This is a genomic window from Burkholderia sp. 28_3 (genome assembly GCF_003253915.1).
Lineage (GTDB): Bacteria > Pseudomonadota > Gammaproteobacteria > Burkholderiales > Burkholderiaceae > Burkholderia > Burkholderia cenocepacia.
The window spans coordinates 1-24,066 of record NZ_QKZF01000005.1; the positions used below are offsets into that span (position 1 = coordinate 1).

Genomic DNA, 24,066 nt, shown 5'->3' on the forward strand with positions numbered 1-24,066 from the left:
CATCGGGCAACCGCGGATGCTCCTGCCGCTTTCCAGGAGCTGGTTTAAAGGGACTTTGCTAGAAGCCCATTGGCCCTATTGATGGGGGCAGGTCAGTATCGCGCTGGCATTTTTCTCGGCCGGAACATTCGCCTGCTCCCCAGTCCATACGCTTGACGTTTCGTTTGAACGAGATTCTGCCAAAGTGCCTGGCGACGAGCTCATAAGGCTGGCCAATTGGGCGATAGACCTTCAACTCAAATATCCCAATCTTGATCGTACGTCTGTCGGCGGCGTTGCCGAAGCTGACGAAAGGCAGCCGCGCGTGCTGGCGCAGCAACGCGCGGAAAGTGTCAAGGGGCTGCTAGTCACGTTGGGGCTTGGTCGAGCCCCTATCGACGTCGATGCCAGGCTTTATAAGTCGCATCATCTGAATGGTGTGCCGGATAATGGCCGACGAGTAGAAATCGACTTCCTTCCCGGTTGCCCGCATGAATGCCCCTGCCAAGGGAAATGAGGTCCTGGCTGCGATCTGCCGCGCAGTGCTGCACATTTCGATGGTGTGAAGCGGCCTTTTACGCACCATGCAGCAAGCGCCGGCCCGTCACGAGCCGGCGCATGCCTGGTGTCCGTCAGTGCGAATCGGCGGGCCGCCCGTCGAAGTCGTGTCCCGCGCGCCGAATCTCGCAGCGCGCATCCTTTTCGCCTTTCACGCCGTTGAACACGATGTTCAGGATCACGGCCGATGCCGATGCCAGCAGGATGCCGCTATGCAGGATCGGTGCGAGCGCGGGCGGCAGCTTCGAGAAGAAGTGCGGCGACACGACCGGCACGAGGCCCATGCCGACGCTCACGGCGACGATGAACAGGTTGTGCGAGTTGTTCACGAAGTCGACCTTCGACAGCACCTTGATGCCGTTCGCGGCGACCATCCCGAACATCACGATGCCTGCGCCGCCGAGCACGAACGGCGGCACCGACGCGACGACCTGCGCCATCTTCGGGAACAGGCCGAGCAGCACGAGGATCACGCCGCCCGTCGCACACACGAAGCGGCTCTTCACACCCGTCACGCCGATCAGGCCGACGTTCTGCGAGAACGACGTATGCGGGAACGAATTGAAGATGCCGCCGATCAGCGTGCCGAGGCCGTCGACGCGCAGGCCGCGCACGAGGCGCTCCTGATTGACCGGGCGATCGACCATGTCGCCGACCGCGAGGAACATGCCGGTCGATTCGATGAACGTGACGAACATCACCGTGACCATCGTCACGATCGACAGCGGATCGAAGTGCGGCAGGCCGAAGTGGAACGGCATCACGAAGCCGACCCACGGCGCATGCGCGACGCCGTCGGTGTTCACGCGGCCGATCGCGAAGGCGATCGCGAAGCCGGCGACGATGCCGAGCAGCACCGAGATGTTCGCGACGAAACCGCGGCCGTACTTGTTGATCAGCAGGATCAGCGTGAGCACGAGCAGCGACAGGCCGAGATAGACCGGGCTGCCGTACTCGGGGTTGCCGACGCCGCCGGCTGCCCAGTTGATGCCCACTTCCATCAGCGACAGCCCGATCACGGCGATCACCGTGCCGACGACCACCGGCGGGAAGAACCGCAACAGCTTGCCGATCATCGGCGCGAGCACGATGCCGATGATGCCGGCCGCGATGGTCGAGCCGAAGATGTCGAGAATGCCGAGGCCGGGGTTCGTGCCGATCGCGATCATCGGGCCGACGGCCGCGAACGTGCAGCCCATGATGACGGGCAGGCGGATCCCGAAGATCCACAGGCCGAGCGTCTGGATCAGCGTGGCGATGCCGCACGAAAACAGATCGGCGCTGATCAGGAACGCGATCTGGTCTTTCGGCAGCTTGAGCGCGGCGCCGACGATAAGCGGCACGGCGACGGCGCCGGCGTACATGACGAGGACGTGTTGCAGGCCAAGCGTTACCAGCTTGCCGGTTGGCAGCACCTCATCGCACGGATGGACCGTGTTCGATTGCATCTGTCTCACTCCATGATCTTGTTTTCGGGGTGATACGAAGTTATTCGGAATGAATCCATGCAACAAGAGCACTGGGTTCTATTCCGTTCTTTGCTGGTTCGATATGCCATTTCGGCATGGAGCAGGGGGGCGATCATCGGGAAACTGCCGCAGGAGTGAGGTTCACCGGTTTTATAGCGCTTCAAAATAGCGCCGGCCCCCATGTCAAATATGGGCCGCTTTATGGTGTGTATCGGGTCGGCCGCATAGTGGCAAAAAGGGGGGGTGCGGAAAGCGTGCCGGGTTAACCCGCGAGCGGCCGCTTTTGCGTGCAAGGTGCAGCCCGGTCAAACCCGCCGGCCGAGCGCCGTTTCGACGCGTCGACGTGACGGCAAAAAACGGGGCGCACATCGCGATCCCGTTATCATCGACATCCGTTCATACGAATCCCCCTCACGTCATGCGCCTGCTCGGAATCGACCTCGGCACCGGCTCCGTCAAACTCGTCACGCTCGATGCCGACGGCGTCGAGCGGGCGGTCGCGAGCGAACCTTATGCGTTGTCGTCGCCGCAGCCGGGCTGGGCGGAAATCGCGCCCGACACCTGGTGGCAGGCGCTGGTGCGCGCGGCCGCGCGGCTGCCGGCCGACGAGCGCGCGCAGGTCGCGGCGATCGGCTTTTCGGGCCAGATGCATGGCGTCGTGCTGATCGACGCGGCCGGCCAGCCGGTGCGGCCCGCGCTGCTGTGGCCGGACACGCGCGCGGTGTGGGAGGCGGATGCAGCGAGCTGGCCGGCGTCCGGATCGCCCGTCGCCGGAGTGCCCGTCGCCGGATTACCCGTCGCCCCGAATCCCGTCGCGCCTGGCATGGCCGGCCCGCTGTTGCGCTGGCTGGCCGCGCACGAACCCGATGCGCTGCGCGCCGCGCGCTGGGCCGTGCAGCCGAAGGACTGGCTGCGCATCGCGCTCGGCGGCGATGTCGCGGCCGATCCGAGCGACGCGTGCGCAACCGCGCTCGCGACGCCCGACGGCGCGTGGGACAACGCATTGATCGACACGCTCGGCTTGCCGACCGACCGCTTCGCGCCGGTGCGTGCGTCCACCGCGCGCTGCGGCGTGCTCGGCGCGCAGGCTGCCGCCGCGCTCGGCCTGCCGGCCGGCGTGCCGCTCGCGACGGGCGCGGCCGATACCGCGTGCGCGGCGCTCGGCAGCGGGCTGGCCGTCGCAGGCGACGCGCTGCTGACGACCGGCAGCGGCGGGCAGATCGTCGTGCTCGCGGACGCGTTGCCGCCCGCGCGGCGCGGCTTGCATCGCTATCGTGCGGCGGCCGGCGGCGGCTATTACACGATGGCCGCGATGCAGAACGTCGGGCTCGCGCTCGAAGCCGTGCGCGGCTGGCTCGGCTACGCGCGATGGGCCGATGCATATGACGATGCGTTCGCGCAGCCGGCGTCGGAGCGGCTGTGCTTCCTGCCTTACCTGACCGGCGAACGTTCGCCATGGATGAACCCCGATGCGCGCGGCGGCTGGCTCGGCCTCGGGCTCGGCGACACGCGCGGCGCGATGATGCGCGCCGCGTTCGAAGGCGTCGCGTTCGCGTTGCGCGCGGGGCTCGATGCGATCCGCGACGCCGATCGCCGTGATGCCGTGACGACGCTGCGTCTCGCGGGCGGCGGCTCGGTCGATCCGCGCTGGCGCCAGTTGCTCGCCGACGCGCTCGGCGCGTCGCTGCACGCGATCGATTGCCCGAACGCCGCGACGCGCGGCGCCGCGTTGCTCGCAGGCGTCGCGATCGGACATTGGCGTGAAGATGCGTTGCGCGCGCTGGCGCCGACTGCGTCGCCGGTCGCGACCCCGCACGACGATCGCCGGCTGGCTGCCCGCCACGCGCGCTTCGTCGATCTGTACGTTCGCACGGATGCATGGTTCACGACGGGCGTTTAAACTCGAGCACTTGTTCTTTTGCGTCAGCGATGACGCATCCTGGCAAGCCGGCGACCGTTTCCCGCACGCGATGCGCGGCGGGAGCGGCCATCATGGCGAGCACGAGATTCTTTCGCCGTGCCCCGCGGCACGGCTTCGACCGCTTTGCACGAAACCCCGGCCGGCGCCGATCCGCCGGCCCGGGCCGATCTCACAGACATACAGGAGTGACACGATGAAGACGAAAGCCGCGATTGCATGGAAGGCCGGTGCGCCGCTCACGATCGAGGAAGTCGATCTCGAAGGGCCGCGCGCCGGTGAAGTGCTGATCGAAGTGAAGGCGACGGGCATCTGCCACACCGACTACTACACGCTGTCGGGCGCCGATCCGGAAGGGATCTTCCCGGCGATCCTCGGCCATGAAGGCGCGGGCGTGGTGGTCGACGTCGGCCCCGGCGTCGGCACCGTGAGGAAGGGCGACCACGTGATTCCGCTCTACACGCCCGAATGCCGCGAGTGCAAGTTCTGCCTGTCGCGCAAGACCAACCTGTGCCAGAAGATCCGCGCGACGCAGGGCAAGGGCCTGATGCCGGACGCGACGTCGCGCTTCTCGCTCGACGGCAAGCCGCTGTTCCACTACATGGGCACGTCGACGTTCTCGAACTACATCGTCGTGCCGGAGATCGCGGTCGCGAAGGTGCGCGAGGACGCGCCGTTCGACAAGATCTGCTACATCGGCTGCGGCGTGACGACGGGCGTCGGCGCGGTCGTGTACTCGGCGAAGGTCGAGGCCGGTGCGAACGTGGTCGTGTTCGGCCTCGGCGGGATCGGCCTGAACGTGATCCAGGGCGCGAAGATGGTCGGCGCGGACAAGATCATCGGCGTCGACATCAACCCGAAGCGCGTCGAGCTCGCGAAGAAGTTCGGGATGACGCACTTCATCAACCCGAACGAGGTCGAGAACGTCGTCGACCACATCGTGCAGCTGACCGACGGCGGCGCCGACTACTCGTTCGAATGCGTCGGCAACGTGAAGCTGATGCGCCAGGCGCTCGAGTGCACGCACAAGGGCTGGGGCCAGTCGTTCATCATCGGCGTGGCGGCAGCGGGCGAGGAAATCAGCACGCGCCCGTTCCAGCTGGTGACGGGCCGCGAATGGAAGGGCTCGGCGTTCGGCGGCGCACGCGGGCGCACCGACGTGCCGAAGATCGTCGACTGGTACATGGAAGGCAAGATCAACATCGACGACCTGATCACGCACACGCTGCCGCTCGAGCGGATCAACGAAGGCTTCGACCTGATGAAGGCCGGCGAGTCGATCCGCTCGGTCGTGCTGTACTGACCGGGAGCGAATCGTCATGCTCGAACTCGTTTCCTCGCATGCGTGCCACGGCGGCGAGCAGCGCTTCTACCGTCACGATTCGGCAGTCATCGGCCTGCCGATGAAGTTCTCGGTGTACCTGCCACCGCAGGCCGCGCACGGCCGCGTGCCGGCGCTGTTCTATCTCGCCGGGCTCACGAGTACCGACGAGACGTTCGCGATCAAGGCCGGCGCGCAGCAATACGCGGCGCAGCACGGCATCGCGCTCGTGATGCCCGATACGAGCCCGCGCGGCGCGGGCGTGCCGGGCGAGACGGATGCGTGGGACTTCGGCGTCGGCGCGGGCTTCTACGTCGATGCGACCGAAGCGCCGTGGTCGACGCACTACCGGATGGAGTCGTACGTGACGGGCGAGCTGCGCGAGCTCGTCGCGGCCGAACTGCCGATCGACGGCGCGCGGCTCGGCATCTTCGGCCACTCGATGGGCGGGCACGGCGCGCTGACGCTCGCGTTGCGTCATCCGGGGCTGTACCGGTCGGTGTCGGCGTTCGCGCCGATCGCCGCGCCGACGCGCTGCCCGTGGGGCGAGAAGGCGTTCTCCGGCTATCTCGGCGCCGATCGCGACGCGTGGAAGGCGCACGACGCGAGCGAGCTGGTCGCGCGCGCCGATGCGCCGAAGTTCGCGGACGGCATCCTCGTCGATCAGGGGCTGGCCGATCAGTTCCTCGCGAACCAGCTGAATCCCGACGTATTCGAAGCCGCGTGCGCGAAGGCCGGCCAGCCGCTGACGCTGCGCCGCCATCCGGGCTACGACCACGGCTACTACTTCATCTCGACGTTCATCGCCGATCACCTCGCGCATCACGCGCGCGTGCTGGCGCGGTGAGCAGGGGCGCAAGCCGGTAACGCACACGGCGCGCCGCACGCGATTGCGAGCGCATGAAAAAACGCCGGCGCTGCCCTCGGGCACGCCGGCGTTTTCTTTGATCGGCACCGGGCGGCGATGCGCCGGGCCGCGATCAGTTGCGTCGCAACAGGCTCGCGCCGTACACGAGCGCCGACAGCGCGGTGATCCAGAAGCTCGTCGGCCAGTCGGTGTGATACGCGAGCACGATGCCGGCCCACGCTTCGAACAGCGCGAACAGCGCGGCGAGCAGCACGCCCGTCGACAGTCGCGTCGACACATTCTGCGCGGCCGCCGCCGGCCCGACCAGCAGCGTGAACACGAGCAGCACGCCGACGATTTGCGTGGCCGCGGCCACCGCGAGCGCGCACACCGCGAGGAACAGCATCGACACCGTGCGCAGCGACACGCCCTTGGCTTCGGCCAGTTCGGGCTGCAGCGACGCGAACAGCAACGGCCGCGCGATCAGCGCGAGCGCGGCGAGGCTCACCGCGCCGATGCCCGCGAGCACCGCGAGCGTGTCGTGGCTGACCGCGAGCACGTTGCCGAACAGCAGTGCGGTGACCTGCGTCGCGAACGACGTGTAGAAGTGCAGGAACAACAGGCCGAAGCCGAGTGCGCCCGACAGGATCACGCCGATCGCGACGTCGCGGCCCGCGAGCTTTTCGCCGAGCGCGCCCATCCCGATCCCGGCCGCGAGCGTGAAGCCGACCATCCCCCAGATCGGCGAGACGCCGAGCAGCACCGCGCCCGTCGCGCCGGTGAAGCCGACGTGCGACAGCGCGTGGCCGGCGAAGGTCTGCCCGCGCAGCACCAGGAAGTAGCCGACGATGCCCGCGAGCACCGCGACGATTCCCGACGCCGCGAAGGCGTTGATCATGAAGTCGTATTCAAACATCGTGCGAATGCCCGGGATGAGCATGTCCGTGGTGGTGGTGGCCGTGGCCGCCGCCGTGCGAATGGCCGTCGTCGTCCTCGTGTTCGTGATCGTGCTTCTCGATCTCGACGTCGCCCGACATCACGAAGATCTTGCCGTTCACGCGCATCACGTCGATCGGCGATCCGTAGAGCCGCGACAGCACGGGTTTCGTGATCACCTCGTCGACGGTGCCGAGCGCCGCCACGCCGTTGCCGAGATACAGCACGCGGTCGAGCGCGTTCAGCAGCGGATTCAATTCGTGCGCGGAGAACAGCACGGTGATGCCGAGTTCGCGCTGCACGTTGCGCACGAGCTCGACGACGCCGCGCTGGTGGTTCGGGTCGAGGCTGATCAGCGGCTCGTCGAGCAGCAGCAGCTTCGGGTTGCCGAGCAGGCATTGCGCGAGCAGCAGCCGCTGCCGCTCGCCGCCCGACAGTTCGGACAGCGGCCGGCGCGCGAGCGACGGGCCGCCGACGAGGTCGAGCACGCGATCGACGTCGCGGCGCGTGGCCGCGTTCGTGTGCGGCAGGCCCCAGCGGTGGCCGTCGGCGGCCATCGCGACGAAGTCGTAGCCGCGCATCCGGCGGTTCGCGAGGCCGCTCCGGATCTGCGGCATGTAGCCGATCGACGGGTTGCCGCGCACGACCGGCACGCCGCCGACCGACAGCGTGCCGGCCGACACGGGCACGAGGCCGAGCACCGCGCGCATCAGCGTCGTCTTGCCCGCGCCGTTCGGCCCGAGCACGCCGACGAATTCGCCGGGCTCGATCGAGAAGCTGACGTCGCGCAGGATCGTGCGGCCGCCCAGTTCGAGCGTGACGCGATCGACGGCGAGGGCGTGGGGAGTGGCGGTCATGACGTTACGGTTGTCGGTTACTTGCCGGCTGAGAGCGCGTTGCCGAGCGCGTCGAGCTGGCCGCTCATCCATTGCTGGAAGGTCTTGCCGGCCGGCTGCGTCTCGGTGACGCTGACGGTCGGCACGCCGCCGTCGCGCGCGACCTTCAGCATGCGCTTGGTCATCGGCTCCTCGGCCTGGCTGTTGTAGATCAGCACGCGCACCTGCTTCTTGCGCAGATCGTTCTCGAATGCGGCGACGTCCTGCGCGCTCGCCTCCGTGTCGTTCATCGTCGCGAGCTGGAAGCGCTGGTTGCGCATGTCGAGGCCGATCGCGTCCGACATGTAGCCGAACACGGGCTCGGTGGCCGTCACGGGCACCCCCTTGAACTTCGCGCGCAGTGCGGCGACCTGGTCGTCGACGGGTTTCAGCGATGCGACGAACTTCTGCAGGTTCGCCTCGTATTCGGCCTTGTTCGCCGGGTCGGCGCGGCCGAGCTCGGCCGCGATCGCGCGTGCGGCCGCCGGCATCGTCGCCGGGTCGTACCACAGGTGCGGGTTGTCGCCGGCCTTCTTGCCGACGAGATCGGCGACGACGATCGTCGCGCGCTTCGCCTGTTTCGACGCGCCGAGCAGCTTGCCCATCCACGGATCGTAGTCGGCGCCGTTGTAGATCACGACCTGCGCGTGCTGGAGCGCGCGGGCCGTCTTCGGGCTCGCTTCGAACAGGTGCGGATCCTGATCCGGATTGCTGAGGATGCTGGTGACCGCGACGTGGCGGCCGCCGATCTGCGACGCGACGTCGCCGTAGAAATTCTCGGCGGCGACGACGTTGACGGTCGCGGCCTGCGCGACCACGGGCGCGGCGAACGACAGCGCGGCGACGGCGGCGGCCAGCCAGCGGACAGGCGACAGGGCGCGCCGCGGCGCGCGCTTCAGGGCAATGGACATGGAACTCCTCGTTGGAAGGGCGGCGCGTACGCCGCGATTCGGCGTCAGCGCTGTGCGGGCTTGCGCTTGCAGTGTCCGCACAGGCCGCTCAGCTCGACGACCTGGTGGTGGACTTCGAAACCGTGCGCGGGCTCGCTCGCGGACAACTGCTTCGCGAGGTCGCCGCCGGGAATCTCGACGGTGTCGCCGCACGAATCGCAGATCAGGAACTGGCCTTCGTGCGGCACGCCGATCTCGCAGCACGCGAAGAATGCGTTCTTCGATTCGATCCGGTGGATGAAGCCGTGCTCGACGAGGAAATCCAGCGCGCGATAGACGGTCGTCGGCGGCACGCGGCCGCGCTGCGGTTCGAGTTCGGCGAGCAGGTCGTACGCGCCGATCGGGCGTTGCGCGGCCAGCACGCGTTCGTAGACCTGGCGGCGCAGCGGTGTCCACGCGAGCCCGTGTTCGGCGGCGAATGCGTCGGCCCGGGACAGCCGGGCGTCAATGGGCGATGAGGTAGCCATGGCGTGAAGCAGGCGATGAAACACAGTACCGCGATGATATAACGTATCGCCGCGCCGTGCAGCGCGAATTCCGCGTTCCGCCGTCGCTTCGTCCCCTTCATGACCGCTCCCACTGCGCCGCACCGTGCGCGCCGCACCTTGCCGCGCGGCCGCGACCGGGCGTCGCCATGCGCCGCCGTGCCGCAGCGCGTCATAGAAAGCCGTCGCGTCGTCTTGACAGCGCGTATCGCGTATCCGATCATTCGATCACTAACAGAGCAATTGATCGGTTTGCGAGCGTTCGCTCACCTCGTGACCGTCGTACAGCAGAACGAACCGGAGACAGCCAGTGAGACTGGAAGACAAGGTCGCGATCCTGACGGGCGCCGCAAGCGGCATCGGCGAGGCGGTCGCGCAACGCTATCTGGACGAGGGCGCGCGCTGCGTGCTCGTCGACGTGAAGCCGGCAGGCGGCTCGCTCGCGCGGCTGATCGAGGCCAACCCGGGCCGCGCGGTGGCCGTCACGGCCGACGTCACGCGCCGCGACGACATCGAGCGGATCGTCGCCACGGCGGTCGAGCGCTTCGGCGGCGTCGACATCCTGTTCAACAACGCGGCGCTGTTCGACATGCGCCCGCTCCTCGACGAATCGTGGGACGTGTTCGACCGGCTGTTCTCGGTCAACGTGAAAGGGCTGTTCTTCCTGATGCAGGCGGTCGCGCAGCGGATGGTCGAGCAGGGGCGCGGCGGCAAGATCGTCAACATGTCGTCGCAGGCCGGCCGTCGCGGCGAGGCGCTCGTTTCGCACTACTGCGCGACCAAGGCCGCGGTGATCAGCTATACGCAGTCGGCCGCGCTCGCGCTCGCGCCGCACCGGATCAACGTGAACGGCATCGCGCCGGGCGTCGTCGACACGCCGATGTGGGAGCAGGTCGATGCGCTGTTCGCGCGCTACGAGAACCGGCCGCTCGGCGAGAAGAAGCGGCTCGTGGGCGAAGCCGTGCCGCTCGGCCGCATGGGCGTGCCGGGCGACCTGACGGGCGCCGCGCTGTTCCTCGCGTCGGCCGACGCCGACTACATCACCGCCCAGACGTTGAACGTCGACGGCGGCAACTGGATGAGCTGACGTGGCGCCGCTCGCACGCGCCACCCGCCGGCCGGCCCGCGACGCCGCGGCCGCCGTCGCACGAGGAGGGCTCGCCTGATGGCCGAGATCGTCGTCGCCGGCGAACTGCTGGCGGAATTCGTCGCCGCCGAGCGCGGCCAGGGTTTCGATACGCCGGGCCTGTTCGCCGGGCCGTTCCCGAGCGGCGCGCCGGCGATCTTCGCCGACCAGGCCGCCCGGCTCGGCGCGCGCGTTGCGTATGCGGGCTGCGTCGGCCGCGATGCGTTCGGCGACGCGATCGTCGCGCGGCTCGCCCGCGACGGCGTCGACGTCGCGCGCATCCGCCGCGTCGCCCGCCCGACCGGCACCGCGTTCGTCGCGTATCGCGACGACGGCTCGCGCAGTTTCGTCTTCACGCTTTCCACCAGCGCGGCCGCGTGCGTCGATGCGTCCGACGTCGACACCGCGATGTTCGACGGCTGCCGCTACTTCCACGTGATGGGCTCGTCGCTGACGAGCGAATCGGCGATCGCCGCGGTGCAGCGCGGCGTGATCGAGGCTGCGCGCGCCGGCGCCAAGGTGTCGTTCGATCCGAACGTGCGGCCCGAAATGCTGAGTTTCCGCCCGATGCGCGCGGCCCTCGACGAGATGCTCGCCGCGTGCCACCTGTTCCTGCCGAGCGAAGCCGACCTGCCGTTCTTCTGCGGGCCGCAGCCGGCCGAGCGCGCGATCGCCGGCCTGCTCGCGACCCATCCGCTGCTCGAGCGGGTCGTGCTCAAACGCGGCGCGCAAGGCAGCGTCGCGTTCGAGCGCGCGCACCGGGCCGACGCGCCGGCGTTCGCGGTCGACGAAGTCGATCCGACCGGCGCCGGCGACTGCTTCGGCGGCACGCTGGTCGCGAGCCTCGTCGCGGGCTTGGCCGTCGACGTCGCGTTGCGTCGCGCGAACGCGGCCGGCGCGATCGCGGTCACGCGGCGCGGCCCGATGGAAGGCAACAGCAGCGCGGCCGAGATCGACCGCTTCCTGACCGAACGGGGGATCGCATGTCCGGCCTGACGACCGTTGCCGAACGCACGCGCACCGCGCATGCGGACACCGTGCTGCGGATGATCTTCGACGCGAACCGCGCGGACGCGCAGCGCGGCATCTATTCGGTCTGCAGCGCGCACCGGCTGGTGCTGGAGGCCGCGTGCGAAGCGGCGCGCGCGGACGGCTCGCCGCTGTTGATCGAGGCGACCTGCAATCAGGTGAACCATCTCGGCGGCTATACGGGCATGACGCCGGCCGATTTTCGTCGCGACGTCGATGCGATCGCCGCGCGCTGCGGGCTCGCGCCGTCGGCGCTCGTGCTCGGCGGCGACCATCTCGGCCCGAATCCGTGGCGGCACCGTCGCGCGGCCGACGCGATGCGTGAAGCGGCCGCGATGGTCGCGGCCTACGTCGAAGCCGGCTTCGAAAAGATCCACCTCGATGCGAGCATGGCGTGCGCCGACGATCCGGCACGGCTCGACGATCGCACGATCGCCGCGCGCGCGGCCGAGCTGTGCCGCGTCGCGGAAGACGCGGCCGCGCGCGTCGGCATCGCGCCGGTCTACGTGATCGGCACCGAGGTGCCGACGCCGGGCGGCGAGGTGAGCGGCGACGCAAGTAACGACGCGATCGCACGGATCGCGGTCACGCGCAGCGACAGCATCGCGGCGACGCTCGATGCGCACCGCCGCGCGTTCTCCGCGGCCGGGCTCGACGATGCGTGGACGCGCGTCGTCGCGGTCGTCGCACAGCCGGGCGTCGACTTCGACGATCGCCACGTGCTCGATTACGACAGTGCCAAGGCAGCGTCACTGGGCGCGAGTATCCTGCAGACACCGCGCCTCGTGTTCGAAGCGCATTCGACCGACTACCAGACCGAGGCGGCGCTCGCCGCGCTGGTGCGCGACCACTTCGCGGTGTTGAAGGTCGGCCCCGCGCTGACGTTCGCGCTGCGCGAGGCGCTGTTCGCGCTGACGTTCATCGAGGACGCGCTGATCGACGACGTCGCGCAGCGCTCGCGATTGCGCGACGTCGTCGATGCGGCGATGCGCGCGCAGCCCGAACACTGGGCGCCGTACTACCGCGGCGACGAGACCGCGCAGCGGCTCGCGCGCCAGTTCAGCTACAGCGACCGCATCCGCTATTACTGGCTGCAGCCGGCCGTCGCGGCCGCGGTCGAGCAGCTGTTCGACAACCTCGCGCGGCAGCCGGTGCCGGAGACGCTCGTCGCGCAGTGGCTGCCGGATGTCTACGCGGCATGCCGCGCGGGCGGCCTCGCGAAGGCGCCGCGCGCGTGGGTGCGCCACCGGATACGCGACGTGATCGCGCACTATGCGCGCGCGTGCGGCATGCAGCGGCCGGCATGACGGGCCGCGAAGGAAACGACGCAACACCGACGCAAGACCGACGACATTTCGAACAATCACAGGAGACATGCCATGCAACGAAAGATGCTCGACGCCGCCGCCCGCTGTTTCGCCGGAGCCGCGCTCGCGACGGCGGCCTGCGCGGCGTCCGCCGGCACGCTGACGATCGCGACGCTGAACAACCCCGACATGATCGAGCTGAAGAAGCTGTCGCCGGCGTTCGAGAAGGCGAACCCCGACATCAAGCTGAACTGGGTGATCCTCGAGGAGAACGTGCTGCGCCAGCGCGCGACGACCGACATCACGACCGGCAGCGGCCAGTTCGACGTGATGGCGATCGGCACCTATGAAACGCCGCAGTGGGGCAAGCGCGGCTGGCTCGCGCCGATCACGGGCCTGCCGGCCGATTACGACCTGAACGACATCGTGAAGACCGCGCGCGACAGCCTGTCGTACAACGGCCAGCTCTACGCGCTGCCGTTCTACGTCGAAAGCTCGATGACGTTCTACCGCAAGGACCTGTTCGCGGCGAAGGGGCTGAAGATGCCTGACCAGCCGACCTACGACCAGATCGCCGAATTCGCGGACAAGCTCACCGACAAGTCGAAGGGCACCTACGGGATCTGCCTGCGCGGCAAGGCCGGCTGGGGCGAGAACATGGCGTACGTGTCGACGGTCGTGAACACGTTCGGCGGGCGCTGGTTCGACGAGAACTGGAACGCACAGCTCACGTCGCCCGAATGGAAGAAGGCGATCAATTTCTACGTGAACCTGCTGAAGAAGAACGGCCCGCCCGGAGCGAGCTCGAACGGTTTCAACGAGAACCTGACGCTGACCGCGTCCGGCAAGTGCGCGATGTGGATCGACGCGACGGTCGCGGCCGGGATGCTCTACAACAAGCAGCAGTCGCAGGTGGCCGACAAGATCGGCTTCGCGGCCGCGCCGGTCGCCGCGACGCCGAAGGGCTCGCACTGGCTGTGGGCATGGGCGCTCGCGGTGCCGAAAACGTCGAAGCAGCAGGACGCCGCGCGCAAGTTCATCGCGTGGGCGACGTCGAAGCAGTACATCGAGATGGTCGGCAAGGACGAAGGCTGGGCGTCGGTGCCGCCGGGCACGCGCACGTCGACGTATCAGCGCGCCGAGTACAAGTCCGCCGCGCCGTTCTCCGACTTCGTGCTGAAGGCGATCGAGACGGCCGACCCGAACGATCCGTCGCTGAAGAAGGTGCCGTACACGGGCGTGCAGTACGTCGGGATTCCTGAATTCCAGTCGTTCGGCACGGTGGTCGGCCAGTCGATCGCGGGCGCGGTCGCGGGCCAGATGTCGGTCGACCAGGCGCTCGCCGCGGGCCAGGCCGCGGCCGACCGCGCGGTGCGGCAGGCCGGCTACAAGAAGTAACGCGCAAGCCGTCGCGCGGCCCGCGTCGTGCGCCGTGGCACACGGCGCGGGCCGGCGAGGCGGACAGGCGGGCGGCCGTTCGCGCCCGCGCATCAACCGGAGGGACTCCGATCATGCGTCACCTGCGTCTTCCCCTGAGTCACGCTCACGCGCCGTCGGTCGGCGACGCGTCGTCGCCGCCCGGCGCGCCGCGCCGCGCGCGCGGCGGCGCGAGCTGGCTCGTGTCGCCGTCCGTCGCGGTGCTGCTGCTGTGGATGTCGATTCCGCTCGCGATGACGATCTGGTATTCGTTCTCGCGCTACAACCTGCTGAACCCGGACGTGAAGGGCTTCGCCGGGTTCGACAATTACCGCTTCCTCGCGACCGATCCGTCGTTCCTGCCGGCGATCTGGCACACGCTCGTGCTGATCGGCGCGGTGCTCGCGATCACCGTGGTCGGCGGCGTGCTGATGGCCGTGCTGTTCGACCGCAAGTTCTACGGGCAGGGCGTCGCGCGCCTGCTCGCGATCGCGCCGTTCTTCGTGATGCCGACCGTCTCCGCGCTGATCTGGAAGAACATGATCCTGCATCCGGTGTACGGGCTCGTCGCGAACGCGATGCGCGCGCTCGGGATGACGCCGATCGACTGGTTTGCCGATTACCCGTTGACCGCGGTGATCATCATCGTCGCGTGGCAATGGCTGCCGTTCGCGTTCCTGATCCTGTTCACCGCGATCCAGTCGCTCGACCAGGAGCAGAAGGAAGCCGCGCGCATCGACGGCGCCGGCCCGATCGCGATGTTCTTCTACATCACGCTGCCGCACCTGAAGCGCGCGATCGCCGTCGTCGTGATGATGGAGACGATCTTCCTGCTGTCGATCTTCGCGGAAATCTACACGACGACCGGCGGCGGCCCCGGCGACGCGACGACCAACCTGTCGTACCTGATCTACGCGCTCGGCCTGCAGCAGTTCGACGTCGGCCTCGCATCCGCGGGCGGCATCATCGCCGTCGTGGTCGCGAACGTCGTGTCGTTCTTCCTCGTGCGGATGCTCGCGCGCAACCTGAAAGGGGAATACGAGAAATGAGCGACCTGACCTTCTCGGGCCGGCGCGCGCCGGCCGCGTTCGACCTCGTGCGGCGCGCGCTGCCCGGCACGCTCGCGTGGCTGATCGCGCTCTTGCTGTTCTTCCCGATCTTCTGGATGGCGATCACCGCGTTCAAGACCGAGCAGCAGGCGTACGCGTCGTCGCTGTTCTTCATGCCGACGCTCGACAGCTTCCGCGAGGTGTTCGCGCGCAGCAACTACTTCGCGTTCGCGTGGAATTCGGTGCTGATCTCGGCCGGCGTCACGGTGATCTCGCTGCTGTTCGCGGTGCCGGCCGCGTACGCGATGGCGTTCTTCCCGAACCACCGCACGCAGAAGGTGCTGCTGTGGATGCTGTCGACCAAGATGATGCCGTCGGTCGGCGTGCTGGTGCCGATCTACCTGCTGTGGAAGAACGCGGGCCTGCTCGATACGGTGTCGGGGCTCGTGATCGTCTACACGCTGATCAACCTGCCGATCGCGGTGTGGATGACCTTCACGTACTTCAACGAGATCCCGAAGGACATCCTGGAGGCCGGGCGCATCGACGGCGCGTCGACGTGGCAGGAAATCGTCTACCTGCTGATGCCGATGGCGCTGCCGGGGCTCGCGTCCACCGCGCTGCTGCTCGTGATCCTGTCGTGGAACGAGGCGTTCTGGAGCATCAACCTGTCGAGCTCGAACGCCGCGCCGCTGACCGTGTTCATCGCGTCGTACTCGAGCCCCGAAGGGCTGTTCTGGGCGAAGCTGTCCGCCGCGTCGCTGCTCGCGGTCGCGCCGATCCTGATCGTCGGCTGGCTGTCGCAGAAGCAGCTCGTGCGCGGGCTCACGTTCGGGGCGGTCAAATGAGCGCGGCAAATCATGGCGTGAACGTGCTGATCTGCGACTGCGACGGCGTGCTGATCGACAGCGAGGCCGTGGCCGCCGACGTGATCGTGCGCGAACTCGATGCGCGCTGGCCGGGCGTCGACGCGCGGCCGGCCGTGATGCCGCTGCTCGGGCTGCGCATCGAGCGCGTGCTGGCCGGGGCGGCCGATGCGGTCGGCCGCACGCTGTCGGCCGACGACGTCGACGCGATCCGCCGCGCGGTGGAGGCCGCGGCCGTCAACGCGCCGATGGTCGACGGCATCGATGCGGCGCTGGCCGCGATTCGACTGACGACGGCCTGCGCGAGCAACAGCTATCGCGCGTACGTCGAGGCGGCGCTCGCACGCACCGGCCTCGCGCGCTTTTTCGGCGACCGGCTGTTCTGCGCGGATTCGGTCGCGCGGCCGAAGCCGGCGCCGGACGTGTATCTGGCGGCCGCGCGCACGCTCGGCGCGGCGCCCGCGAATTGCCTGGTCGTCGAGGACAGCGTGACCGGCATCACCGCGGCGGCGGCGGCCGGCATGACCGTGCTCGGCTTCGTCGGCGGCGGGCACGCATCGGCGGCCCAGATCGACGCGTTGCGCAGCATCGGCGCGCGTCACGTATTCGACGACATGCACGAGCTGCCCGGCTACGTCGCGCGCTGGCAGGCGACGGGCGCGGTGCTGCCCCACTAGCAACGATCAGGCGCTGCCTGCACGGCGGCGCATCACGAACGAACGGAGACAGATCATGGCAAGCGTGCTCCTGCGCAACATCGCGAAGCGCTACGACGACACCGAAGTGCTGCGCAACGTGAACCTCGACATCGCCGACGGCGAATTCGTCGTGTTCGTCGGCCCGAGCGGCTGCGGCAAATCCACGCTGATGCGGATGATCGCCGGCCTCGAGGACATCTCGAGCGGCGACCTGCTGATCGACGGCGCGAAGGTCAACGACGTGCCGAGCGCGAAGCGCGGCATCGCGATGGTGTTCCAGTCGTATGCGCTGTATCCGCACATGACGCTGTACGACAACATGGCGTTCGGCCTGAAGCTCGCGGGTGCGAAGAAGCCCGAGATCGACCAGGCCGTGAAGCAGGCCGCGAAGATCCTGCACATCGACCACCTGCTCGATCGCAAGCCGAAGCAGCTGTCGGGCGGCCAGCGGCAGCGCGTCGCGATCGGCCGCGCGATCACGCGCAAGCCGAAGGTGTTCCTGTTCGACGAACCGCTGTCGAACCTCGACGCCGCGCTGCGCGTGAAGATGCGGCTGGAGTTCGCGCGGCTGCACGACGAGCTGAAGACGACGATGATCTACGTGACGCACGACCAGGTCGAGGCGATGACGCTCGCCGACAAGATCGTCGTGCTGTCGGGCGGCGCGGTACAGCAGGTCGGCACGCCGAACGCGCTGTATCACGCGCCGGCGAACCTGTTCGTCGCGGGCTTCATCGGCTCGCCGAAGATGAACTTCCTGAAGGGCGCGGTCGAATCGGCCGATGCGGGCGGCGTGCTCGTGCGCTTCGACAGCGGCGAGACGCAGCGCGTGGCGGTCAACGCGGCGGGGCTGCAGCGCGGCGCGGCGGTGACCGTCGGCGTGCGGCCCGAGCACCTGCTGGTCGATGCGGCGGCGGCGGGCGTCGCCGCGCGGACGATGGCGGTCGAATCGCTCGGCGATGCCGCGTACCTGTATGCGGAGTCGGCCGTCGCGCCGGACGGGCTGATCGCGCGGATTCCGCCGCTCGACACGTACCGCACCGGCGAGGCGCTGCGCGTGCATGCGCAGCCCGAGCACTGCCACCTGTTCGACGAAAACGGGCAGGCGTTCCGGCGGCTGAGCGCGCACGCGAAGGCGGCGTGACGGCGGCGCGCCGGTTACAGCCGCAAATGCTCGGCCATGTAGTCGACGAACGCGCGTAGCTTGGGCAGCGGATGGCGGCCGGACGGCCACAGCACGTAGAACGGCGTGCGGCTCGCGACGTGATCGTCGAGCACTGCGCGCAGCCTGCCGTCGGCGAGCGTGTCGCGCACGAAGAACTCGGGCAGGCACGCGATGCCGAGCCCGCGCAGCGCGAAGCACAGGCGCGTCTCGGCGTTGTTGCTGACCATCGAGACGGGTACCTCCGGCGGCGTGCCGGCGCGCGGCGCGCGCAGCGGCCAGATCTCGAGCTTGCCGCTGCTCGGGAATCGGTAATGCAGGCAGCGGTGCTGCGCGAGGTCGGCCGGCGTGCGCGGCGTGCCGTGCCGTTCGAGATAGTCGGGCGACGCGACCAGGTGCTGGCGGAAGTGGCCGAGCAGCCGCGACGACAGTCGGGAATCGGTCGGATGGCCGGTGCGCAGTACCACGTCGAAGCCTTCGTCGATCACGTCGACGATCCGGTCGCTGAAATCGATGTCGAGCTCGATCTCCGGATACGCGGCCATGAAGTCGGCGAGCACCGGCAACAGCAACGTGCCGATCGTCGGCAGGCTCACGCGCAGCCGCCCGCGCGGCGCCTCGACGCTCTGCGTGAGTTCCCGCTCGGCCGCGTCGATTTCGGCGATCACGCGCCGGCATCGTTCGAGAAAGCGCGCGCCTTCGGCCGTCAGCGTGATGCTGCGCGTGCTGCGGTGAAAGAGCCGCACGTTCAGGCGTGCCTCGAGCCGCGCGATGCGCTTGCCGATCGCCGACGCCGACAGTCCGAGCGCACGGCCGGCCGCGACGAAGCTGCGCGTTTCCGCGACCTGGACGAACACGACGAAGCCGCCAAGATTTTCCATGCAGGTTCTCGATTACGGACACCCATGTCCGGAGTGTCCGGAACTCTAACCCGATTTTTCTTCTCGTGCCGGCTCCCTACGATGGGCGTTCCTTCACTGTTCGAGGTCACGCCATGTCATCACTGCCTGTCACCGCCCGCCGCGCCGAACCGGATGCCGCGCTGCGCGCCCGGCTCGATGCCGTGCTCGACCGCGCGCTGGCCGATGCGCGCGCGGTCGGCGCGGTCGTGCTGGTCGCGCGCGACGGCGAATTGCGTTATGCACGCGCGGCCGGGCTGGCCGATCGCGAAGCCGGCACGCCGATGCGCGAGGACACGCTGTTCCGGCTCGCGTCGGTATCCAAGCCGATCGTGACGGCCGCCGCGATGCGGCTGGTCGCGACATCGAAGATCGGGCTCGACGAGCCGGTCGCGCGCTGGCTGCCCGCGTTCACGCCGACGCTCGCGGACGGCACGCCGGCGAACATCACGCTGCGGCATCTGCTGTCGCATACGGCCGGGCTCGGCTATCGCTTTCTCGAAGCCGACGCCGACGGCCCGTATGCGCGCGCGGGCGTGTCCGACGGGATGGACCGCGCGAGCCTGTCGCTCGCCGAGAACGTCCGGCGCATCGCCGGCGTGCCGCTGCAGTTCGCGCCCGGCACGTCGTGGGGCTACTCGCTTGCGACCGACGTGGTCGGTGCGCTGATCGAGGCGGTCGACGGCCGGCCGCTCGCGGACGCCGTGGCGGCGCTCGTGACGACGCCGCTCGGGATGACCGACACGGCATTTTTCACGCATGACGCGGCGCGTCTGGCGACGCCTTACGTCAGTACGCCCGACGTGCCGCGCCGGATGGCGGACGACGATCTCGTGCCGGTATTCGACGGCACGGTGGGCATCCGCTTCGAGCCGGCGCGCGCGTTCGATGCGACCGCGTGGCCGTCGGGTGGCGCGGGCATGGTCGGCACCGCGCACGATTGCCTGACGCTGCTCGATACGCTGCGCACGGGCCTCGACGGCTGGCTCGCACCGCGCTGGATCGACGAGATGGCGCGGGTGCAGCCTGGTGCGCACGACCTGCCCGACGCGCCGGGGTTTGGCTTCGGGCTCGGCTTTTCCGTGCTGCACGACCCGGTGGCCGCGCAATCGCCGGAGTCGGTCGGTACCTGGCGCTGGGGCGGTGCGTACGGGCATGCGTGGTTCGTCGACCGCGCGGCCGGGCTGACGGTCGTCGCGCTGACCAATACGTTGTACGAAGGGATGCACGGGCGCATCGTCACCGACGTGCGCGATGCGGTGTATGGCGTCGGCGACCGGAGCGCGCGATGAGCGAGTGCGCATCCGTCTCCGACCGCGCCATCGATCGTGTGGCAGATCCGTCCACGCCGGCCCGCGCACGCTTGCCCGTCGCGAACCTGCTCGCGCTCGCCACCGCCGGCTTCATCACGGTGCTCACCGAAGCCCTGCCGGCCGGCCTGCTGCCGCTGATGAGCGCCGACCTGCACGTGACCGAGGCGCTGATCGGCCAACTGGTGACCGTCTACGCGCTCGGCTCGATCGTCGCGGCGATCCCGCTCGTCGCCGCGACCCGTGCGATGCGCCGGCGCCGGCTGCTGCTCGCGGCGCTGGCCGGCTTCGTCGTCTCGAATGCGCTGACGGCCGGGTCGCCGTATTACGCGCTCACATTGGCGGCGCGCTTCGTCGCGGGGATGTCGGCCGGGCTGCTGTGGGCGCTGCTCGCGGGCTACGCGAGCCGGCTGGTCGACCCGTCGCTGCGCGGCCGTGCGATCGCGATCGCGATGCTCGGCATACCGGCGGCGATGTCGATCGGCATTCCGGCGGGCACCGCGCTCGGCGCGATGTTCGGCTGGCGCATCGCGTTCGCGGGCATCACGCTCGCGGCGCTCGTGCTGATCGGCTGGATCCGGCTGCGTGTGCCCGACTATCCGGGGCAGGCGGCCGGCGCGCGCGAGCCGGTGCTCGGCGTGATGACGCTGCCCGGCGTGCGGCCGGTGCTGGCGGTGATGTTCGCGTACGTGCTCGCGCACAACCTGCTGTACACGTACGTCGCGCCGTTCCTCGCGGGCGTGCGGATGGGCGCGCAGGTCGACGTGGTGCTGTTCGTGTTCGGCGTCGCGTCGCTGGTCGGCATCGCGCTGACGGGCGCGTGGATCGGCGCCGCGCAGCGACGCCTGACGCTCGCCAGCATCGCGCTGTTCGCGCTGGCGGCGGCGATGCTCGGCGCCGGCTCGGGGATGACGGTCGTCTATGCGGGCGTCGTGCTGTGGGGGCTCGCGTTCGGCGGCGCGCCGACGCTGTTCCAGACGGCCACCGCGAACGCGGCGGGGGAATCGGCCGACGTCGCGCAGTCGATGCTCGTGACGGTCTGGAATCTCGCGATCGCCGGTGGCGGCATCGCAGGCGGGATGCTGCTCGGCGCGACGGGCGCCGGCGCGATTCCGTGGGTGCTCGTCGTGCTGCTGGCGCTGGCGTGGGTCGGCGCGTGGCGGGCCCGCCGCCATGCATTTCCGGCACCGCGCGCGGCCTGAGCCGGCGTGCGCGATGGCGACGTCGGCGTCAGGCCGCCTTCGCGGCGAGCGCGGCGCGCGCGCAGGTTTCGTCGGTGACGAGCCCCGACAGCCAGCCGCCGCGCAGCGCGGCAATCACCGCGTCGTGTTTCTTCGGGCCGCCGGCGAACGCGATCGTGGGCAGCTTCGGCGGCGTGGCGAGCGCGACGCTCGTCACGCGCGCGCTGGTCGACACGGTGATCTGCGTGCCCTGCGCGTCGATCGGCACGCCGAGCAGTTCGGCCACCGCGCCGAGCGCGGTCATCTCGTCGCGCTCCTGTTCGGTGATGAAGCCGTCTTCGTAGAGCGGGCAGTGCGGGCCGATGTTGCCGATCCCGACGAACGCGACGTCGGCCTTGCCCGACAGCGCCTCGACGATCCGGTACAGCCGGTGATTGCACCACTGCGCGCGTTCGGCGTCGCTGTCCGCGAACAGCGGCGCGGGCAGCAGGAAGTGCTTGCTGCCGGTTTTCTCGGAGATGTACTGCGCGACGTCGTAGCGGTTCGACGAGCCGTCGGCCGCGATCGCGCCGACCATCGATACGAGCCGGTGCTGCGGGCGGTCGATTTGCGCGATCTGCGCGACCGCGGCCTTCAGCGTCCGGCCGCTGCTGACCGCGATCACCATCGGCCGCGTTTCGTTCAGGTAGCGCTCCATCACCTGCGCGCCGGCGACCGCGAGCTTGCGGTCGATCGCGTCGGGCGCATCGGCGTCGACCGGCACGACTTCGCACATCGCGAGGCCGTAGCGTTTCGACAGTTGCGCGCCGAGATCGAGACAGTCGGCGAGCCGATGGTCGACGCGCACACGGATCAGGTTCTTCTCGACCGCGAACGCGACGAGGCGCTGTGCGACGGGGCGCGACACCTGCAGCTTTTCGGCGATTTCGTTCTGCGTGTCGCCCGCGACGTAATAGAGCCACGCGGCGCGCGTGGCGAGATCGAGTTTTTCTGAGGACTTGGACACGATAGCGATTCGGTTCGGATCTGGGGGCCGCCCCGCGGACCGGCCGGCGGGCCGCATGACGGCATCCACTGTACCGCATGTCGCGCGCGCGGCCGGCGGCCGGTCGCGCGAGCGCGGCGCCTACGCGAGTCGTGCGCGCGACGGTTCGTACAGCGGCCGCACGTGGCGGTACAGCGTGCGGAAAGCGTCGAGGCGTTCGCGCAGCCGCGCATGGCGGGCGGCGTCCGGCGCGTATTCGGCGCGTACCGGCGGCTTGGTCAGCACCGTATGCGGATCGCCGCCGACGGCCAGCCAGCCGAGCCGTGCCGCGCCGAGCGCCGCGCCGGTTTCGCCGCCGCCGTGCTGACGCGTGCGCACGTTCAGCGCGTCCGCGATCAGTTGCGCCCAGAACGCGCTGCGCGCGCCGCCGCCGATCAGCGACAACTGGTCGGTCTCGACGCCGGCCGCGTGCAGCGCGTCGAGACCGTCGGCGAGGCCGAGCGTCACGCCTTCGAGCACCGCGTAGCCGAGGTGCGCGCGGTCGGTTGCGTGCGTCATGCCGAAGAACGCGCCTTGCGCGTACGGATCGTTGTGCGGCGTGCGCTCGCCCGACAGGTAGGGCAGGAACAGCGGCGCCGCCGCGAGTGCGTCGGCGTCGAGCGCCTCGACTTCGGCGAGCAGCGCGGGCTCGTCGGTGCCGGTCAGCTTGCAGACCCAGCGCAGGCAACTCGCGGCCGACAGCACGACGCTCATCAGTTGCCAGCGGTCGGGAATCGCATGACAGAACGCATGCACGGCCGACGCGGGATTCGGCATGAAGCGGTCGCCGACCACGCTCAGCACGCCGGACGTACCGAGCGACACGAAGCCGTCGCCCGCGTGGATCGCGCCGATGCCGAGCGCGCTCGTCGCGTTGTCGCCGCCGCCGCCCGCGACCACGACGGCCTCGGACAACCCCAGTTCGCGTGCGACGTCCGCGCGCAACGTGCCGGACGGCGCGTTGCCTTCGACGATGCGCGGCATCTGCCCGCGCGTCATCCGGCACGCGTCGAGCAGCGCATCGGACCAGTCGCGGCGCGCGACGTCGAGCCACAGCGTGCCGGCCGCGTCCGACGGATCGGACACTTTCGCGCCGGTCAGCCGGAATCGCAGGTAGTCCTTCGGCATCAGCACGCACGCGGTCGCCGCGAACACGTCGGGCTCGTGCTTCGCGACCCACAGCAGTTTCGGCGCGGTGAAGCCGGGCATCGCAAGGTTGCCGGCCAGTGCGTGGAGATCGGGCGCGCGTTCGGTGAGCAGCGCGCATTCGTCGGCGCTGCGCATGTCGTTCCACAGGATCGCGGGGCGCAGCACGCGATCGTCGCGGCCGAGCAGCACGGCGCCGTGCATCTGGCCCGACAGGCCGATGCCGCGTACCTGCGCGAACGCCTGCGGGTGCCGTTCGCGCAGCGCGGCGAGCGCGGCGAGCGTGCCTCGCCACCAGTCGTCCGGATGCTGTTCGGCCCAGCGCGGATGAGGTCGCGACACGCTGAACGGCGAGCCGGCGGTGCCGACGACCGCGCCGTCCGGGGCGAGCAGCAGCACCTTCACTTCCGAGGTGCCGAGGTCGATGCCGAGATACATGAGCGATCCGTTCCGTCAGAGAGGAGCCGCTACTTTAGCCGTGCCGCACGGCATGTGCCAAGCGGGTTCGCCCGGTG

At 69.3% G+C, this 24,066-nt stretch carries 22 protein-coding genes; 14 read left to right on the forward strand and 8 right to left on the reverse strand.

Going from position 1 to position 24,066, the window contains the following annotated elements; all coding sequences use genetic code 11:
- Positions 1-184 precede the first annotated feature (184 nt).
- Positions 185-496, forward strand: a complete 312-nt coding sequence (locus tag DFS13_RS39875) for a hypothetical protein (protein ID WP_134163182.1) — start codon at positions 185-187, stop codon at positions 494-496.
- A 115-nt stretch (positions 497-611) separates the two neighbouring features.
- On the opposite strand, the gene DFS13_RS12965 is transcribed toward DFS13_RS39875, so the two are convergent.
- Positions 612-1,985, reverse strand: coding sequence for a nucleobase:cation symporter-2 family protein (locus DFS13_RS12965; RefSeq protein WP_077189699.1), 1,374 nt, complete (start codon positions 1,983-1,985; stop codon positions 612-614).
- Between the two features lie 439 nt (positions 1,986-2,424).
- On the opposite strand from DFS13_RS12965, the gene DFS13_RS12970 reads away from it, so the two are divergent.
- The 3 genes from DFS13_RS12970 to fghA all read left to right on the forward strand — a co-directional run bounded on the left by DFS13_RS12970 (position 2,425) and on the right by fghA (position 6,092).
- Positions 2,425-3,906, forward strand: coding sequence for a xylulokinase (locus tag DFS13_RS12970; RefSeq protein ID WP_111441799.1), 1,482 nt, complete (start codon positions 2,425-2,427; stop codon positions 3,904-3,906).
- Positions 3,907-4,120: 214 nt separating this feature from the next.
- Complete coding sequence (locus DFS13_RS12975) at positions 4,121-5,227, forward strand: S-(hydroxymethyl)glutathione dehydrogenase/class III alcohol dehydrogenase (protein WP_006483756.1); 1,107 nt, start codon at positions 4,121-4,123, stop codon at positions 5,225-5,227.
- Positions 5,228-5,243: 16 nt separating this feature from the next.
- A complete protein-coding gene (gene fghA / locus DFS13_RS12980) occupies positions 5,244-6,092 on the forward strand; it encodes an S-formylglutathione hydrolase (RefSeq protein WP_006483753.1) in 849 nt (282 codons plus the stop codon).
- Positions 6,093-6,225: 133 nt separating this feature from the next.
- Here fghA and DFS13_RS12985 read toward each other — a convergent pair whose 3' ends face one another.
- Genes DFS13_RS12985 through DFS13_RS13000 form a run of 4 tightly spaced genes read right to left on the reverse strand, consistent with a single transcriptional unit; the run spans position 6,226 to position 9,320 of the window.
- Positions 6,226-7,008: a metal ABC transporter permease gene (locus DFS13_RS12985; RefSeq protein WP_006483758.1), complete on the reverse strand. Its 783-nt coding sequence runs from the start codon at positions 7,006-7,008 to the stop codon at positions 6,226-6,228.
- On the reverse strand, positions 7,001-7,885 hold the full coding sequence (locus DFS13_RS12990) for an ABC transporter ATP-binding protein (RefSeq protein WP_006496502.1): 885 nt from the start codon (positions 7,883-7,885) through the stop codon (positions 7,001-7,003). Before DFS13_RS12990 ends, DFS13_RS12985 begins: the two co-directional genes overlap by 8 nt.
- Positions 7,886-7,902: 17 nt before the next feature.
- Positions 7,903-8,814, reverse strand: coding sequence for a metal ABC transporter solute-binding protein (locus DFS13_RS12995; RefSeq protein ID WP_006496501.1), 912 nt, complete (start codon positions 8,812-8,814; stop codon positions 7,903-7,905).
- Between the two features lie 44 nt (positions 8,815-8,858).
- Positions 8,859-9,320: a Fur family transcriptional regulator gene (locus DFS13_RS13000; protein ID WP_006483754.1), complete on the reverse strand. Its 462-nt coding sequence runs from the start codon at positions 9,318-9,320 to the stop codon at positions 8,859-8,861.
- Positions 9,321-9,648: 328 nt separating this feature from the next.
- Here DFS13_RS13000 and DFS13_RS13005 point away from each other — a divergent pair, with 328 nt between their 5' ends.
- The 8 genes from DFS13_RS13005 (at position 9,649) to DFS13_RS13040 (ending at position 17,973) form a co-directional block, all read left to right on the forward strand.
- Entirely contained in the window at positions 9,649-10,425 is a 777-nt protein-coding gene (locus DFS13_RS13005) for an L-iditol 2-dehydrogenase (RefSeq protein ID WP_048988957.1), read from the forward strand.
- A gap of 78 nt (positions 10,426-10,503) precedes the next feature.
- Positions 10,504-11,460, forward strand: coding sequence for a sugar kinase (locus tag DFS13_RS13010; RefSeq protein ID WP_006496500.1), 957 nt, complete (start codon positions 10,504-10,506; stop codon positions 11,458-11,460).
- A complete protein-coding gene (locus DFS13_RS13015) occupies positions 11,448-12,800 on the forward strand; it encodes a D-tagatose-bisphosphate aldolase, class II, non-catalytic subunit (protein WP_006496499.1) in 1,353 nt (450 codons plus the stop codon). Before DFS13_RS13010 ends, DFS13_RS13015 begins: the two co-directional genes overlap by 13 nt.
- A 72-nt stretch (positions 12,801-12,872) precedes the next feature.
- Positions 12,873-14,198, forward strand: a complete 1,326-nt coding sequence (locus DFS13_RS13020) for a sugar ABC transporter substrate-binding protein (RefSeq protein ID WP_048988958.1) — start codon at positions 12,873-12,875, stop codon at positions 14,196-14,198.
- 113 nt (positions 14,199-14,311) lie between these two features.
- Complete coding sequence (locus tag DFS13_RS13025) at positions 14,312-15,265, forward strand: carbohydrate ABC transporter permease (protein ID WP_006496497.1); 954 nt, start codon at positions 14,312-14,314, stop codon at positions 15,263-15,265.
- Positions 15,262-16,113 carry a carbohydrate ABC transporter permease gene (locus DFS13_RS13030; protein WP_006484674.1) on the forward strand — a complete coding sequence of 284 codons (852 nt, stop codon included), beginning with the start codon at positions 15,262-15,264 and terminating at the stop codon, positions 16,111-16,113. Before DFS13_RS13025 ends, DFS13_RS13030 begins: the two co-directional genes overlap by 4 nt.
- Complete coding sequence (locus tag DFS13_RS13035; RefSeq protein ID WP_006496495.1) at positions 16,110-16,808, forward strand: HAD family phosphatase; 699 nt, start codon at positions 16,110-16,112, stop codon at positions 16,806-16,808. The genes DFS13_RS13030 and DFS13_RS13035 overlap by 4 nt, the downstream gene beginning before the upstream one ends.
- A 55-nt stretch (positions 16,809-16,863) precedes the next feature.
- Positions 16,864-17,973, forward strand: coding sequence for an ABC transporter ATP-binding protein (locus DFS13_RS13040; RefSeq protein WP_111441800.1), 1,110 nt, complete (start codon positions 16,864-16,866; stop codon positions 17,971-17,973).
- A 14-nt stretch (positions 17,974-17,987) separates the two neighbouring features.
- Here the strand turns inward: DFS13_RS13040 and DFS13_RS13045 are convergent, their stop codons facing one another.
- Positions 17,988-18,872 carry a LysR family transcriptional regulator gene (locus tag DFS13_RS13045; RefSeq protein ID WP_006484673.1) on the reverse strand — a complete coding sequence of 295 codons (885 nt, stop codon included), beginning with the start codon at positions 18,870-18,872 and terminating at the stop codon, positions 17,988-17,990.
- A 113-nt stretch (positions 18,873-18,985) separates the two neighbouring features.
- Between DFS13_RS13045 and DFS13_RS13050 the strand changes: the two genes are divergently transcribed.
- Positions 18,986-20,182, forward strand: a complete 1,197-nt coding sequence (locus tag DFS13_RS13050; RefSeq protein ID WP_048988961.1) for a serine hydrolase — start codon at positions 18,986-18,988, stop codon at positions 20,180-20,182.
- Positions 20,179-21,402: an MFS transporter gene (locus DFS13_RS13055; RefSeq protein WP_006484672.1), complete on the forward strand. Its 1,224-nt coding sequence runs from the start codon at positions 20,179-20,181 to the stop codon at positions 21,400-21,402. The genes DFS13_RS13050 and DFS13_RS13055 overlap by 4 nt, the downstream gene beginning before the upstream one ends.
- A gap of 28 nt (positions 21,403-21,430) precedes the next feature.
- On the opposite strand, the gene DFS13_RS13060 is transcribed toward DFS13_RS13055, so the two are convergent.
- Entirely contained in the window at positions 21,431-22,444 is a 1,014-nt protein-coding gene (locus tag DFS13_RS13060; RefSeq protein WP_077019627.1) for a sugar-binding transcriptional regulator, read from the reverse strand.
- Between the two features lie 63 nt (positions 22,445-22,507).
- On the reverse strand, positions 22,508-23,989 hold the full coding sequence (gene xylB / locus DFS13_RS13065; protein WP_006485856.1) for a xylulokinase: 1,482 nt from the start codon (positions 23,987-23,989) through the stop codon (positions 22,508-22,510).
- Positions 23,990-24,066 lie beyond the last annotated feature (77 nt).